Annotated in this window: 12 protein-coding genes; 6 read left to right on the top strand and 6 right to left on the bottom strand. The window is 65.9% G+C overall.

Annotated elements, in window-relative coordinates; genetic code table 11:
* Positions 1–30 precede the first annotated feature (30 nt).
* From ASE64_RS03260 to ASE64_RS03235, 6 genes are all read right to left on the bottom strand, one after another.
* Positions 31–1,911 carry a glycoside hydrolase family 127 protein gene (locus tag ASE64_RS03260; RefSeq protein WP_055775805.1) on the bottom strand — a complete coding sequence of 627 codons (1,881 nt, stop codon included), beginning with the start codon at positions 1,909–1,911 and terminating at the stop codon, positions 31–33.
* A 49-nt stretch (positions 1,912–1,960) separates the two neighbouring features.
* Positions 1,961–2,779, bottom strand: a complete 819-nt coding sequence (locus tag ASE64_RS03255; protein WP_055775803.1) for a carbohydrate ABC transporter permease — start codon at positions 2,777–2,779, stop codon at positions 1,961–1,963.
* Complete coding sequence (locus ASE64_RS03250) at positions 2,776–3,747, bottom strand: carbohydrate ABC transporter permease (protein ID WP_200920089.1); 972 nt, start codon at positions 3,745–3,747, stop codon at positions 2,776–2,778. The genes ASE64_RS03255 and ASE64_RS03250 overlap by 4 nt, the downstream gene beginning before the upstream one ends.
* Before the next feature lie 55 nt (positions 3,748–3,802).
* Positions 3,803–5,062 carry a sugar ABC transporter substrate-binding protein gene (locus ASE64_RS03245; protein ID WP_055777378.1) on the bottom strand — a complete coding sequence of 420 codons (1,260 nt, stop codon included), beginning with the start codon at positions 5,060–5,062 and terminating at the stop codon, positions 3,803–3,805.
* A 49-nt stretch (positions 5,063–5,111) separates the two neighbouring features.
* Positions 5,112–6,134 (bottom strand): LacI family DNA-binding transcriptional regulator, encoded by a 1,023-nt coding sequence (locus ASE64_RS03240; RefSeq protein ID WP_055775801.1) that lies wholly within the window; start codon positions 6,132–6,134, stop codon positions 5,112–5,114.
* A 139-nt stretch (positions 6,135–6,273) separates the two neighbouring features.
* Entirely contained in the window at positions 6,274–7,332 is a 1,059-nt protein-coding gene (locus tag ASE64_RS03235) for a LacI family DNA-binding transcriptional regulator (protein WP_055775798.1), read from the bottom strand.
* 205 nt (positions 7,333–7,537) lie between these two features.
* On the opposite strand from ASE64_RS03235, the gene arfA reads away from it, so the two are divergent.
* From arfA to ASE64_RS03205, 6 genes are read left to right on the top strand one after another with little or no spacing between them, the layout of a single operon-like run.
* Positions 7,538–9,049, top strand: a complete 1,512-nt coding sequence (gene arfA / locus ASE64_RS03230) for an arabinosylfuranosidase ArfA (protein ID WP_055777375.1) — start codon at positions 7,538–7,540, stop codon at positions 9,047–9,049.
* A 33-nt stretch (positions 9,050–9,082) separates the two neighbouring features.
* Positions 9,083–10,396: an ABC transporter substrate-binding protein gene (locus tag ASE64_RS03225; RefSeq protein WP_055775795.1), complete on the top strand. Its 1,314-nt coding sequence runs from the start codon at positions 9,083–9,085 to the stop codon at positions 10,394–10,396.
* Positions 10,397–11,299 carry a carbohydrate ABC transporter permease gene (locus ASE64_RS03220; protein ID WP_055775792.1) on the top strand — a complete coding sequence of 301 codons (903 nt, stop codon included), beginning with the start codon at positions 10,397–10,399 and terminating at the stop codon, positions 11,297–11,299. It begins immediately after the preceding gene.
* Positions 11,283–12,182, top strand: a complete 900-nt coding sequence (locus ASE64_RS03215) for a carbohydrate ABC transporter permease (protein WP_200920087.1) — start codon at positions 11,283–11,285, stop codon at positions 12,180–12,182. The genes ASE64_RS03220 and ASE64_RS03215 overlap by 17 nt, the downstream gene beginning before the upstream one ends.
* A gap of 43 nt (positions 12,183–12,225) precedes the next feature.
* Positions 12,226–13,239 (top strand): sugar phosphate isomerase/epimerase family protein, encoded by a 1,014-nt coding sequence (locus tag ASE64_RS03210; RefSeq protein WP_055775790.1) that lies wholly within the window; start codon positions 12,226–12,228, stop codon positions 13,237–13,239.
* A 30-nt stretch (positions 13,240–13,269) separates the two neighbouring features.
* Positions 13,270–14,997, top strand: coding sequence for a dihydroxyacetone kinase family protein (locus tag ASE64_RS03205; protein WP_055775787.1), 1,728 nt, complete (start codon positions 13,270–13,272; stop codon positions 14,995–14,997).
* The last annotated feature ends 34 nt before the right edge of the window (positions 14,998–15,031 follow it).

Here is a 15,031-nt window from a genome sequence, read left to right as displayed (position 1 = left end):
GTGGCTGGCAGGTGTGGGCCGCGGGCCTTGTCAGCTTGTCACGGGGATGAAGATGCGCATGGTGGCCGGGCCACGCTCTGCCCATCGGTGGTACGGCACGAGCGTGAGCTCGATGGGCCTCGGGTCTGAGGAGACGGGCTTGGTCGTGCCGAACGGCAGGATGCCGGAGTCGGTCGTGGCCGCGGCGACGCCGTGCACCCGTGCGCCGTCGGCGTGGGCCGATAGTGTGGAATCCGGGTCGAGTTGCACCTCTTCGATGTGCGTGCCCGAGGGCAGATCCACCGATTCGAGGCACAGCACCAGCGGGCCCCGCTCCACGGCCACCGTGCCCCGAACGGCGTCGATGCGGGAGTCGGGCCAGGTCAGACGCGGAGCGAGCGGCAGCTCGAGCACGACCTCGTCATCCGGTTCGAACGAACGCCGGATGTCGGCCCAGCCGGGCGCGACAGGGGTCGCGTCTTCGCCGTTGAGACTCAGCGTGGCGTCGTCTGCCCAGCCTGGGATGCGCAGGCGCAGGCGCGACTCGGACTCGGGCGCGGCGACGACGCGAACACGCACGGTCGACTCATCGGGATAGCGGGTCTCGACCTGCAGCACGAATCCTCCGACACGGATCGCGCCGGCCGCGTACTGCAGCACCGAGACGCCCTCGTCGTCGGCAGACGCGACGTACGCCCCCAGCGACGCCACGGTGCGGGCGACGTTGGTGGGGCAGCACGAGACGTCGAACCACGGTGCCCGCATACCGCCTTCCGCCCTGTTGTTGACTCCGTCGCTCGCGCTCGCACCAGGCTCGCGCAGCTGCAGCGAATTGGCGTAGAAGAAAGACCGGCCGTCTTCGCTCGGCGAGGTGGCCACGACGTTGAAGAGGGTGCGCTCGATGAGGTCCGGGTAGCGGACGTCGCCCGTAGCCAGATACAACCGCCAGGCGAGCATGACCGAGGCGACGCCCGCGCAGGTCTCGCAGTAGGCGCGATCGGCCGGCAGCTCCCAGTCGTCGCCGAAACCCTCGTCCTGATGCCGTGAGCCCATGCCGCCCGTCAGATAGGTGCGGCGGGCGACCGTGTTCTTCCACTGCGCGGTGACCGCGTCGGCCAGGCCGTGATCGCCGGTGTCGACGGCCACATCGAAGGCGCCGGCCGAGAGGTAGAGGGCTCTGACCGCGTGCCCGCGAAGGACGGTGGCCTCTCGCACCGGAACGTCGTCCTGGAAATACTCCGCCGAGAGAAGCGGGCGCACCGGGAGCGTGCCGTGGCCGCGTCGCTCGATGAACAGGCGTGCCTGCTCGAGATAGCGACGCTCGCCGAATGCGCGCCCCGCCTCGACGAGCGCCACCTCGATTTCGGGGTGACCGCAGATATCAGCGCGGCCGTTCGCCCCGAATTCCTCACAGACCTGGTCGGCCGCGCGGCGCGCGATCTGCACGAGACGGTCGTCGTACCCCGTGCGCAACCGCGCGACGCCCGCCTGCAGCAGATGGCCCGTGTTGTACAGTTCGTGACCCATCGCAAGGTCGGAATAGCGTGGTGGCAGGCCCGGATGCCCGTGAGCCGTGTTCAGATAGCCGTCGTCGTCTTGGGCCGCGCCGATTCTGTCGACCAACGCCTCGAAGGCTGCTGCCAACGTCTCGTCGGGGCGCCTGCCAAGCTCCCACGCCATGGCCTCCAGGAGCTTGTAGATCTCCGAATCGGAGAACTGCCAGCCGGGTCGTTCGGTCGTGGTCTCGCCTCGGGCGACGCGATCGAAGTTCTCGATCCAGCCCAGGCGCTCCATCCAGTCGAGGCAATGAGTCAGCGTGGCGGCGGCATTCACGCTCTGCCGGCTGCCCCAGAAACCCGACGGGTCGAGACTCACCTCGGCGACGCCGACGCCCTGGTGGACGGAGTCGGCAGGCACGACCGGAGCTGACATCCGCATCGTGCGGGCGACCTGCTGTGGTGCAGTGGATATGGTCACGAGTTCAGTCCTTCACTGCGCCGGCGGTCACGCCCGCCGCGACGTAGCGCTGGGCCACGACGAGCAGAATCGCGGCTGGGATGGAGGCGACGACGGCGGTGGCCATGATGGCGTTCCACTGCGTGGTGTTGTTGCCGATGTACGAGTAGATGCCGAGGGTCACCGGTTTCAGCGCCGAATTGCGCGCGAGCGTCGAGGCGAACACGAAGTCCGACCATGCCCACAGGAACGCGAACAGGGCCACCGTGATCGCGGAGTTGCGACTCAGCGGCATCACGACCGAGGTGAAGGTGCGCCAGGCGTTCGCGCCGTCTATGCGAGCCGCCTGCAGCAATTCGCGCGGCAGGCCGCTCATGAATGCCGTGAACAGAAGCACGCCGAACGGCACAGCGACCGTCGAGTCGGCGAGGATCAGCCCCCACACGCTGTTGAGCATGCCGAGCCGCACGTAGATCGCATAGAAACCCATGGCCATGACCACGCCGGGAATCATCTGCGCGACCAGAAGCACGAAGTTGAGGGTGCGGCCTCCGCGCAGATTCAACAGTGAGATCGCGTACGCGGCCGGAGCCGCGATGACGACCGTCAGCGCCACGGTGCCCAGGCCGATGAGGAGGCTCGTGCCGAGGTTCGGGAGCTGCTGACGCAGCACCTCGGCGTAACCGTCGAGGGTCGGGTCGAGGGGGAAGACGTGAGGAGGGCTGAGCCGGAGGTCGGCGGTCTTCGTGAACGACACGTTGACCATCCAGTAGACCGGGAACAGCATCAGGGCGGTGAAGACGACTCCGAGAGCGGTCTTCCACCAGGGGCGGCGGGCGGTCATGATTGCTCCTGACGTCGCTGCATTCTCAGGTAGATGAACCCGAAGATGAGCGCGATGACGATGAGGATGTTGCCGACGGCGGCAGCGGGGGAGAGATCGGGCTGGCCGGTACCGAAAGCTTCTCGGTACGACCAGATCGCGAGTGTCGTGGTGGAGTTCGCGGGGCCTCCACTCGTCATGATCCAGATGATGTCGACCACCTTCAGCGTGTAGACGAGGCCGAGCAGCAGCGTGATCGCCGAGACGGGGCGAAGCAGAGGAAAGGTGATGCTCCAGAACTGGCGCCACGGTCCTGCTCCGTCGAGCGCAGCGGCCTCGTAGAGGTCGGCCGAGATGTTCTGCAGGCCCGAGTAGAGGATGACGAGGTTGAACGGAATGCCCAGCCAGATGTTGGCGATGACCACCGCGAGCAGCGACGTATCGGGTGAGGTGAGCCAGTTGATCTGGCCGATTCCGAAAGCCTGCAAGAACGAGTTGACGATGCCATTGTCGCTGTTCAGCATCCAGGCCCAGGCCGAGCCCGAGACGATCAGCGGCAGCAGCCACGGCACCAGGAACAGGGCTCTGAGAAGCCCGCTCAGACGGAAGTTGCCGCGGAAGAACACCGCCAGGGCGAGGCCGAAGACGTACTGGAAGATCAGCGATCCGAAGACGAACACCACCGTGTTCCAGGCCGCCTGACCGAACAGGGGCGACGAGATGACGTCGATGTAGTTCTTCAGACCGACGAATTCGGCATTGCCCTGAACGAAGGCGCGCACGGTGTAGTCGTGGATGCTGAGGTCGATACTGCGGATCAGCGGGTACGCGTAGAACGCGAGCAGGTAGACGAGCAGCGGGGCCGCGAAAGCGGCGGCGACCCATCGAGAGCCGTCGAGCCCGCCGCGCTTGCGCCGCTCGGGGCGTGGGGTGTCGAGCCCGGGGCTTGGGGCCGGCCGCACAGCCGGCGCCGCATTGATCGTCATCATGTGTCCTTCGTCGGGGATTCCGGGGGCAGGCCAAGAGCCCGCCCCCGGCGATGGATTACTTGCCTTCGGTTGCCGAGGCGGCTGCCTTCTGAGCAGCTTCCAGTGCGTCCTTCGGCGAGGAGGCTCCCGAGAGTGAGCTCTGCACTGCCGTCCACAGCTGCTCGGAGATCAGCGGGTAGTTCGTGCCCAGGTTGTCGCTGGTGCGACCCTTCGCGGCCTTGACGGCCGACACCCAGGTGTCGAGTTCCGGGTGCTGTTCGAGCAGCTGGTCCTGGCCGTCAGTTGTCGGCGGGATGTAGTACGCGAAGGTGTTCGCCGTCTCGACGAAGCCCTCGGGAGTCGTCATGCAGTCGACGATCTTCTTCGTGGTCTCGTACCGGGCAGTGTCCTTCTGCACCGGAGCGGTGATGAACTCGCCTCCGGTCGGAGCAGGAGCGATGCCGGAGTCGACGGCGGGCAGCTCGATCACGCCGGTCTTGAAGGGCTGCTCGGCGGCGCTGTTGACCTGCCAGGTGCCGTTCTCGGCAAAGGCGAAGTCACCGGTGAGGAACTCCTCCCAGCTGGTGTTCTGCGAGTTGCCGATCACCGACTGCGGTGCGTAGCCCTTGTTGACCCAGTCCGTCCACAGCGTCAGAGCGCTGACGGCTTCGGGCGAATCGAGCTTCGTCAGATCCGCTCCGGCGCCCCAGAACCAGGGCAGGAACTGGAAGGAACCTTCTTCGGTATTGATCCCCGCGAAGGTGATGCCCTTCTTGCCCGCGGCGGTCACCTTCGAGAGCGCGTCGGTCAACGACGCCCAGCTCGTGATGCTTGCCGGGTCGACCCCGGCAGCGGTCAAGATGTCGGCGTTGTAGTACAGCGCGAGAGTGTTGGCGCCGACCGGTACGCCGTAGTCCGCGCTGTCGAGCTCGCCCGCGGCCAGGAGGTTGGCGTCGACCTTCGAGGTGTCCAATCCGAGCTCGTCGGTCGTGGTCAGCATGCCGGTGTCGGCGAGAGTGGAGACGGCGGGGTTGTCGAGCAGGATCACGTCGGGCGAGGTGCCCTCCTGGGCCGACAGCAGGGCCTGGTTCGTCAACGACGTGGTGTCGTAGGCGGTGCGCTGAATGGTGACTCCGGCGTCCGTTCCGCATGCTTGCACGCGCTTGGCCCAGTCGGAGCCCTCCTCGTGCTGGGGGTACGGATCCCACCAGGTGTAGGTTCCTCCGGCCGCGTCGGTCGACCCGGCGTCGCCCGAGCTCGAGCAGCCCGCGAGGGCTCCGAGTGCGACGACGGTGACCGCGATGGCGAGCGGCTTTCGCAGCGTGGTGCTCAACATGTGTTCCTCCTTGAACGTGTCCGGCATACCGGACCTCTTGGTGTGTTTTTCAGTGACGGGTCGGCGGTACCGCGGTACTGCCGCGATCATCGATCCGTGGTGTGATCAGATCGACGATCGGTGACACCGCATCGGACGTGCTTTCGATGCGGGAGACGAGGCGTTCGACAGCACGACGACCGAGTTCATCTGCCGCGCTGTCGATGGCTGTGTAGGGAAGCGAGAAGGTGCGCGCGAAGTCGTCTGAGTAGCGGCCGATGACCGAGATGTCTGCCGGGGCAGACAGCCCTCGCGACTGCAGCACGCTCGGGAGGGCCGCCGCGGCAGCCTCATTGTTCAGCAGTAGGCCTGTGGCGCTCGGATGGGCGTCGAGCAGTCGCGCGAGCTCCAACCCGATCTGCGGTTGGCTGGAGGGGGCGAAGTGGTGATGCAGTTCGACACCGAGCTCTCGAGCCCGATCCTGCGCCGCATTGGCGAGGCGCGACACATAGGCGCCGCCACGCTCGAGCACGTGCTCGGGCTGAGAGACCAGAATCATGGTGCGGTGGCCCAGCTCGTGCAGTGTCTCCACCATGAGGCGACCCGCCGCCACGAAGTCGAGGTCGAACACGTCGATGCCGCTCGGGTCTCCCGGCAGCCCGACCAGCGACCCGGGTTGCGCGGCTGCACGGAGGATGCCGAGGCGGTCGTCGTTCTCGGCGACGTTCAGCAGGATGAAGCCGTCGACCATGCGCGAATCGGAGATGCGCCGCAGGGCCGAGACGCCGTCTTCGTCGGTCAGCAGCAGCGTGTCGTACCCGCGCTCGCGGGCCCGGTTGGTGACGCCGAGGATGTACTGCAGCATGGCCGGCGCGAACTCGTCTTCGAGGAACCGGGCCAGTAGACCGATGACCTTCGTCTGCGATGTGGCGAGGGCTCGAGCGCCGGCATTCGGGGTGTAGTCGAGGCTGAGAACCGCCTGTTCGACCTTCTGGCGCACCTCTGCGGAGATGGATCGCTTGCCCGACAGTGCGTACGACGCTGTGCTGCGCGATACGCCTGCGACGCGGGCTACGTCTCCGATTGTTGCCATGAGGTCTCCATTGACTATGTTTCGAACCGGTTCGACTCGAACCGGTTCGACGATAACAGAGTCATCGGCGATCTTGCAAGGAGAGTCGCGAAAGAGACTGTCCTGCGGCTACGAACCGCGAGGGCCGGATCGGCTCGGCTCAGGCGTCGAGAGCCGTATCGCTTGCGCTGGCGTCTGGGAATCCCGTGGATTCCCGCGCGACGATACTGAAGCCCGCCTTGATGGTTCTCGCGGGCATCCGGTCGCCCTTCTCCTGGATGCGCTCGACCAGCAGATCGACGGCCGTTTCGGCGATCTCGAGGCGGCCGGGATCCACCGTGGTCAGTGAGGGCGACGAGAAGCGCCCTTCGTCGATGTTGTCGAATCCGATGACCGCGACGTCGTCGGGAACGCGAAGCCCTGCCTCGCCGAGTGCCCGGAGTGCGCCGAGGGCGAGCGTGTCGTTCAGGGCGAAGACCGCGTCGAACTCCACCCCGCTCCGCCGCAGCAAGCGGATCGCGGCCGCCCCGCTCTCGCGGCCCCAGTGGGCCTCTCGCACGATCAGCTGACCGTCGTGCGGGATGTTCGCGTCGTCGAGCGCCCGGAGGTAGCCCTGCTCGCGGAGGCTCGCCGAGCTGGCGTTGTCCTCCGACTCGACGGGGGCGCCGATCAACGCGATCCGGGTTCTACCGAGACTCAGGAGATGCTCGACCGCGGCGCGCGACGAGGAGCTGTTGTGCATAGTGACGTGATCGGTGGGGCCGCCGAAGATGCGTTCGCCGAGCAGGACGACCGGCCCCCGGGTGGCGAGCAGATCGACGTCTTTCTGGCCGAGCTGAGCGGGGCTGAAGAGCAACCCGTCGATGAAGCGCAGTTCGCCGCCCGAGAGGGCTTCGATCTCGAGTTCGCGATCGCCGTTTGTCTGCTCGATCACGACGCGCAACCCTCGTCGGGCGGCGGCCCGGATGACCGAGTCCGCGAGTTCTGCGAAGTAGTTCTCGCGAAGCGACGGCACGGCGAGGGCGATGACGCTTGTCTTGCCCGACCGGAGCCCCCGGGCGGAGAGGTTGGGGCGGTAGCCGAGTTCGTCGATGAGCTGTCGAATTCTGGCCCGCGTCTCCGGACCGACTTTGGGATTGTCGTTCAACACATTGGAGACGGTCTTGATCGAGACACCGGCCGCGCGGGCGACGTCGTGAATGGTGGGAACGGTACTCACGCCGGATGCCTCCCGCTCTGCGGCAACGCCGAGTGGGCCGCTCGTAAACCATAGCTTCCGCTACTCGACAGAGAGATGTCGGCTCGTCCTTGACGTTCGCAGATCGCCCTCCTACTATCTAGGTACAACGATGTACCTGCACGGTGTTGTGCACGATTTCTCACGAGGTCGAGCGCACTCTGATGCCCTTCCCGACGGAGACTTCATGCTGCAAGCCCACCTCGACCTCGATCCGGCCTCGTTCGTCGGCCCCGTCAACCGCCGTCTCTTCGGCTCCTTCGTCGAGCATCTGGGGCGATGCGTCTACGACGGAATCTACGAGCCGGGCCACCCGACGGCGAACAGAGACGGCTTTCGTCAAGACGTCGTCGATCTCGTCCGTGAACTCGGGGTGTCGACGGTTCGGTACCCCGGCGGCAACTTCGTCTCGGGCTACCGATGGGAGGACGGCGTCGGGCCTCGTGAATCGAGGCCGAGCCGGCTTGACCTCGCCTGGCACTCGACCGAGAGCAACGAGATCGGCCTCGACGAATTCGCTCGCTGGCTCGACCTGGTCGGGAGCGAGCTGATGTACGCGGTGAACCTCGGCACCCGGGGAGTCCAGGAGGCGCTCGACGTTCTGGAGTACGCCAACATCCGCTCCGGAACCGCACTGTCGAACCAGCGCATCGCCAACGGATCTCCCGAACCCCACGGCATCCGGATCTGGTGTCTCGGAAACGAGATGGACGGCCCCTGGCAGTTGGGGCATTCGACGGCGATCGAGTACGCGCAGCTGGCCGCCAAGACGGCTCGCGCCATGCGTCAGGTCGACGCGACGCTCGAGCTCGTGGTCTGCGGCAGCTCGGGCGCGGGGATGCCGACATTCGGCGAGTGGGAGCGGATCGTTCTCGAGAAGACCTACGACGAGGTCGACTACATCTCGTGCCACGCGTACTACGAACCGGTGAACGGCGACGTCGCGAGTTTTCTCGCCTCCGCCGTCGACATGGACAGGTTCATCGACTCCGTGGTCGCCACCGCCGACCATGTGAAGGCGCTGCGACGCAGCGAGAAGACGATGAACGTCTCGTTCGACGAATGGAACGTCTGGTATCAGTCGCGCTACAACGACGTCGAGAAGATCACCGATGCCGAGGCGTGGCCCCAGGCGCCCAGCCTGCTCGAAGACTCCTACACGGTCATGGACGCCGTCGTGTTCGGGGGACTCCTGATCTCTCTCCTCCGTCACGCCGATCGCGTGGCGGCCGCGAGCCTCGCCCAACTCGTGAACGTGATCGCACCGATCATGACCGAGCCGGGCGGGCCGGCCTGGCGACAGACCACGTTCTACCCCTTCGCCATCACCTCTCGACTGGCGAAGGGAGATGCTCTTCGAGTCAGGCTCGATTCGCCCACCACACCCACGGATGCTTTCGGCGACGTACAGATGGTCGACGCGGTCGCGACCCACGACGAAGCGTCGGGCGCCACGTCGGTGTTCCTCGTCAACCGCAGTCTGAGCGAGACCGTGACGGTGCAGATCGACGTTGATCGGCTCGGCGTCGGAAGCCTCGACAGCGTGGAGAGCCTCTTCGACGACGACGTTCACGCCGCGAACACGCTCTCGCACCCCGACCGCGTGATTCCCCAGACGAACACCACCGCGCGACTGCACGACGGCAGGGTCAGCATCAGCCTGCCGCCCGTCTCGTGGACCGCGCTCGCCATGCACTGAGCGCATCACACACCCAACAAAAAGGAGTATGCAGTGAAAAAGAGAATTCTTGCCGCCGCGGTCGCGACGGTCGCCACTCTGGTCGCTCTCACCGGATGCACGGGGAGCAGCGACGCTCCCTCCAGCGCCGGCGTTCCCACCGACAAACCGATCACGCTGAAGGTCTGGAGCTGGGACGGCACAGTGAAAGAGGCCGTGCCCGGCTTCGAGAAGCTCTACCCGAACATCACCGTCGATGTCATCAATGCGGGATCGTCGACCGACGAATACACAGCTCTCGACAACGCGATCCAGGCGGGATCGGGCGTGCCCGACATCGCCATGTTCGAATACTTCTCCCTGCCGCTCTTCGCGATCCCCGGCAAGCTCACCGATCTCTCCCAGTTCGGAGCAGAGGACATCGCTTCCGACTACGTCGATGCAGCGTGGGGCAACGTCACGATCGACGGCAAGCCCTACGCCCTCCCGTCGGACTACGGCCCTGCGGCCCTGTTCTACAACCAGGCCGTCCTCGCCGAGGCCGGAGTGACGGCGCCGCCCGCCACCTGGGACGAGTTCTACGAGGCTGCCAAGAAGGTTCGCGCGTTGGGCGGGGATCACTACATCACCAACGATTCGGCAGACATCTTCCTGCTGCTGTCGTTGATCTGGGAAGGCGGCGGACGGCCCTTCACCGTCGACGGTTCGAACGTGACGATCGACTTCACCGACGCCGGAACCACCCGCGCGGTCGAGTACTGGCAGAAAATGCTCGACGAAGACCTGGTCAACACCAAGGTCAGCGGATGGTCTGACGACTGGAACCGCGGCCTGAACGAGGGCACCATCGCCACGCAGATCATCGGCAGCTGGTTCACCTCGACCCTGCCCGAGCGTGCTCCGGATGCCGCGGGCGACTTCCGCATCGCGCCGCTTCCCCAGTGGGAGGCCGGTGAGGCGTCGGGCTCGGAGAACGGCGGAAGCGCGATGGCGATTCCGGCCGATGCGAAGAACAAGGAGGCCGCCTACGCCTTCCTCGAGTACTTCACGCATGGCGACGGGCTGCAGCCGCGAATCGATGCGGGCGCCTTCGTGCCCAAGCTCTCGAACCTCGACGACGAGGAGTTCCTCGCCACGACGAACGAGTTCTTCGGCGACCAGAAGTACAACGAGGTGTTGGCCGAGTCCTCGAAGAACGTGGCCACGGGCTGGCAGTACCCGCCGTTCTTCGGATGGGCGCGCACCAGCTACGAAGACGTCTCGGCGCCGCTGTACAACAGCGGCAAGGGCACGCTCGCCGATGTGCTGGAGACCTGGAAGCAGCGCAGCATCGAGTACGGCAACGAACAGGGCTTCACGGTCGAGTAGATGTCGTCGACCACAACGAACGCCCTCAGGGTTCGCACACGCCCCAAGGTCGGCCTGCTCTTCATCGCGCCCTTCGCCGTGCTGTTCCTCTTCGTCCTCATCATTCCGATCGGCTATTCGGCCTACATCAGCCTGTTCCAGAACAAGCTCATCGGCGGAAACGCCTTCGTCGGCCTCGACAACTACATCAAGCTGTTCAACGATCCCCAGTTCTACGACGGTGCGATCCGAGTCGTGGTCTTCACGGCGATCCAGGTGCCGATCATGCTTCTCAGCGCGATCGCTCTGGCCCTCGCCATCGACTCGCTTCGACTGCACGGCACCAAGTTCTTCCGGGTCATCGTCTTCCTGCCGTACGCGATTCCCGCGATCGTGTCCACGCTCATGTGGGGCTTCATGCTCGGCATCCGCTACGGCCTCATCGGCAGCCTGAACGAGGCCGCCGGCACGTCGTTCGATCCGTTCGCACCCGAGACGACGATGATCTCGATCGGTGTCATGGTCACGTGGGGCTTCACCGGCTACAACATGCTGATCTTCTACGCGGCGCTGCGAGCGGTTCCGCGCGAGTTGTACGAGGCCGCCGCGATCGACGGCGCGAACGAGTTCCACATCGTGCGCTACATCAAGCTCCCGGCGCTTCGAGGCTCTCTGGTCGTCACCGTCATCTTCTCGATCATCGGAACGTTCCAGCTGTTCAACGAGCCCAATATCCTGGCGACCCTCGTCTCGAACAGCGGCATCACCTCGTACTACACGCCGAATCTGTACGCCTACAACCTCGCGTTCACGGGTTCGCAACAGGGGTACGCCGCGGCCTTGGCCATCGTCATGGCGCTCTTCACCATCGCCATCGCGTACGTCGTGCAGATCAAGGGAATGAAGAATGTCCTCAACAAGTAGCACTCTCGCCCGTCCGAAGAAGCTCTACACGCTCTCGAACCCGCGCAAGAGCACGACGCTCACCCTGCTGACCGGGCTCTTCGCCCTGTACTGCCTGCTTCCGATGGTCTGGCTCGTGATCAACGCCACCAAGTCGCAGCAGGATTTCGTCTCGTCGTTCGGACTCGCCTTCGGCGATGGTTTCGCGTTGTGGGACAACGTGGTGCAGGTCTTCACCTTTCAAGAGGGCATCTTCGCTCGTTGGCTGCTGAACACCGTGCTCTACGTCGTGGTGGGCGCGCTCGTCTCGACGTTCCTCGCGGCCCTGGGTGGCTACGCTCTCGCCAAGCACGACTTCATCGGCAAGCGGGTCTTCCTCCTCGTCGTGCTGGGCTCCATCTCCGTGCCGGGCATCGCGCTCGCGATCCCGCAGTTCCTGCTGTTCGCGCAGCTCGGCATCACGAACACCCCGTGGGCCATCCTCATCCCATCGTTCATCAACCCCTTCGGGCTGTATCTCATGTGGGTGTTCACGGCTCAGGCGGTGCCCGACGGCCTCATCGAGGCCGCACGCATCGACGGCGCGGGAGAGTTCCGGATCTTCAGGCAGATCGCCTTTCCCCTGCTCGCACCGGCCACCGTCACCGTGCTGCTCTTCTCGTTCGTCTCGATCTGGAACAACTACTTCCTGCCGCTGATCATGCTCAAGGATCCGGCCTGGTATCCGCTCACCATCGGCATCAACCAGTGGAACAAGCTCGGTTCGACCGCCGGAAACGGAGAGTTGATTCAGAATCTGGTCATCACTGCGTCGCTGCTGACGATCATTCCGCTGGTCATCGCGTTCCTGAGTCTTCAGCGGTATTGGCAGTCCGGCCTTGCGCTGGGCGCGATCAAAGACTGATGATGCACAACACGCACCGCAATCGATCACGACGAGGTCACCGATGAGTCTCTCCCGAGCCGACTGGCCCATCGCCGCCAGCATGCTGCCGTTCTCGGCCGTCGCCCCGAGCGGCGTGCCGGTGCAGGACGCCGAACCCGAGGAGTGGGCACGAGTGCTCGACGAGGTGGCCGACGCGGGGTTCACCTGTGTCGACTTCACCGACAACTGGGTCAAGGTCGGCGACCTGTCTGCCGAGCGCCTCGAGGATCTCGCCGAGGCGTCCCAGAGGGCGGGGCTCCGACCCGCCTCGATCTCGGCGATCAGGCGCAGCGTCATCGATGCAGAGAACGGCGCAGAGAACCTCGCGTACAGCCATCGCACGCTCGAGGCGGCCGCGCGACTGGGCATCGAGGTCGTGTCGTTCGGCCTGCATCAGACGCTCACCGCCGAGCAGCGCGAGCAGCTCTGGTTCTGGACCGTCGAGGGCCATCGCGACGACCCCGACGACGTCGACGCGTGGGAGCTCGCGGTGTCGAGGCTTCGAGAGCTCGGCCGTCACGCCGAGGAGCTCGGATTACTCGTCTCTCTGGAACTCTACGAAGACACCTACCTCGGATCGGCGGATTCGTCGGTGCGCCTCGTGGAGGAGATCGGCCTCGCGAACGTCGGTCTGAATCCCGACATCGGAAACCTGATCCGACTGCATCGTCCGGTGGAGTCGTGGGAGGAACTCGTGGCCAAGACCGTGCCCTACGCGAACTTCTGGCACGTCAAGAACTACGCCCGAGACGAAGACAGGGCTAAGGAACAGTATTTCGCGGTGCCGGCGCCGATGGAGTCCGGGCTCATCAACTATCGAGCCGCGATCGCATCGGCGATAGCGGCGGGGTTCCAGGGCATCCTATGCACCGAGAATTACGGCGGAGACGGGCTGAGCGTGTGCGCGGCGAACCGCGACTATCTGCTCAGGCATGCGCTGCCCAAGACGGCCGACTACACGCTGGGCACCAGCCGCGTGCGGCAGGGCTCGTTGAGCGTGCCGGCCAGCGCGCCCTCGAGGCCTTCGGCTTACTGAATAACGAGCGAGTACAGAAAGTGAGATGCAATGACGCGTCTATTCAATGATCCCGACAACTTCACGGCGGAGGCGCTCACAGGCTTCGCCCGGGTGCATGCCGACGAGGTGGAGCTCGTCGAAGGTGGAGTCGTGCGGCGCGGGCGCCCTGACTCGTCGCGGGTCGCGCTCGTGATCGGCGGTGGGTCGGGCCACTACCCGGCGTTTGCGGGCCTCGTCGGCCCCGGGCTCGCCGCCGCCGCCGTGTGCGGGCAGGTGTTCACATCGCCCTCGGCCGGGCAGGCCTACAGAGTGGCGGCCGCCGTCGATTCGGGCGCGGGAGTTCTCTTCAGCTTCGGCAACTACGCGGGAGACGTGCTGCATTTCGCCGCGGCCGAAGAGAGACTGCGCGCCGAGGGGCGGGATGTGCGCACGGTTCTCGTGACCGACGACATCGCGAGCGCCTCACCCGACGAGATGGAGAAGCGTCGCGGCATCGCCGGCGACTTCGCGGTCTTCAAGGTCGCCGGAGCGGCGGCGGAGCGCGGACTGTCGCTAGACGACGTGGAGCGCCTCGCCCGCGAGACCAACCGCCGCACACGCAGCCTCGGCGTCGCCTTCAGCGGCTGCACGTTTCCGGGGGTCGAGGAGCCGCTCTTCACGGTTCCCGAGGGGCAGTTGTCGATCGGCCTCGGCATCCATGGCGAACCCGGCATCGACGAGGTGCCGATGATGCGTGCCGCGGAACTCGCGAAACTCCTCGTTGCCCGACTGCTCGACGACGCTCGTGACGACCGCGGCGACCGGGCGGCCGTACTGGTCAACGGCCTCGGCACGGTGAAATACGAAGAACTCTTTGTGCTGTATTCGGGCGTCGCCGATGAACTGGAGGCTGCCGGCATCACCATCGTCGAGCCGGAGTGCGGCGAACTCGTCACGAGCCTCGACATGGCCGGTGTGTCGGTAACACTCGTCTGGCTCGACGACGAGATCGAGAGTCTGTGGCGTGATCCGGCCTCGTCGCCCGCCTACCGCAAGGGCTCTGCTCCGTCGGTGGCGGTCACCTCCGAGTCCTCCTCGGCTGCGCCCGCGTCGCGAGGGGAGCCGCAGGTCGACGCCGCCGCCGAGCGTGAGGAGGTCTCGGAGATATCCGCGGCCCGAGCCGCCCTCGCGCTGCGCCTGATGGTCGCCGTGCAGGAGACGCTGCACGAGAACCGTGACGACCTCGGCCGCATCGACGCGATCGCCGGCGACGGCGATCACGGCGTCGGCATGGTTCATGGCATCGACGCGGCCGTGCGTATCGCCCGCGACTCTCCCGATATCGGCATCCGGGAGCTGCTGACGAACGCGGGCGAGGCCTGGAGCGATGAGGCCGGCGGAACATCCGGTGCACTCTGGGGTGCCGCGCTTCGAGCCATGGGCGACGCGGCGGAGGGGAATCCTGACTCCGACGCCGAGGCTGCCGTCGACGCGGCACGCGCTGCACGCGACAGCATCCAGCACCTGGGCAAGGCTCAACCGGGCGACAAGACCATGATCGACGCCCTGGTGCCCTACGTCGAGACGCTCTCCTCCGAGCTGGCTGCGGGAGCGCCGCTCGGCGCGGCACTCCGGGCGGCGGCCTCCGCCGCAACGCAGGCGGCCGTCGAGACCGCCCGTCTGCGGCCGGCACTCGGCCGCGCGCGCCCCCTCGCCGAGAAGAGCCTCGGGCATCCGGATGCCGGCGCCACCTCGCTCGCTCTGATAGCCGAACGAGTCGCCACGGAGCTGGCATGACTGCATCGAGCCGCGAACGGCAGCACGAAACACG

The organism is Agreia sp. Leaf210, assembly GCF_001421485.1.
Lineage (GTDB): Bacteria > Actinomycetota > Actinomycetes > Actinomycetales > Microbacteriaceae > Agreia.
Note: the sequence above shows the minus strand (reverse complement) of the source record. Positions and strands in the feature narration are given on the sequence as shown.

Bases quoted from the DNA above. Each gene is read 5' to 3' on its own strand.
- ASE64_RS03260 (WP_055775805.1), bottom strand. From the start codon at position 1,911: ATGTCAGCTCCGGTCGTGCCTGCCGACTCCGTCCACCAGGGCGTCGGC.
- ASE64_RS03240 (WP_055775801.1), bottom strand. From the start codon at position 6,134: ATGGCAACAATCGGAGACGTAGCCCGCGTCGCAGGCGTATCGCGCAGC.
- ASE64_RS03220 (WP_055775792.1), top strand. From the start codon at position 10,397: ATGTCGTCGACCACAACGAACGCCCTCAGGGTTCGCACACGCCCCAAG.
- ASE64_RS03215 (WP_200920087.1), top strand. From the start codon at position 11,283: ATGTCCTCAACAAGTAGCACTCTCGCCCGTCCGAAGAAGCTCTACACG.
- ASE64_RS03250 (WP_200920089.1), bottom strand. From the start codon at position 3,747: ATGATGACGATCAATGCGGCGCCGGCTGTGCGGCCGGCCCCAAGCCCC.
- ASE64_RS03255 (WP_055775803.1), bottom strand. From the start codon at position 2,779: ATGACCGCCCGCCGCCCCTGGTGGAAGACCGCTCTCGGAGTCGTCTTC.
- ASE64_RS03245 (WP_055777378.1), bottom strand. From the start codon at position 5,062: ATGTTGAGCACCACGCTGCGAAAGCCGCTCGCCATCGCGGTCACCGTC.
- ASE64_RS03210 (WP_055775790.1), top strand. From the start codon at position 12,226: ATGAGTCTCTCCCGAGCCGACTGGCCCATCGCCGCCAGCATGCTGCCG.
- arfA (WP_055777375.1), top strand. From the start codon at position 7,538: ATGCTGCAAGCCCACCTCGACCTCGATCCGGCCTCGTTCGTCGGCCCC.
- ASE64_RS03205 (WP_055775787.1), top strand. From the start codon at position 13,270: ATGACGCGTCTATTCAATGATCCCGACAACTTCACGGCGGAGGCGCTC.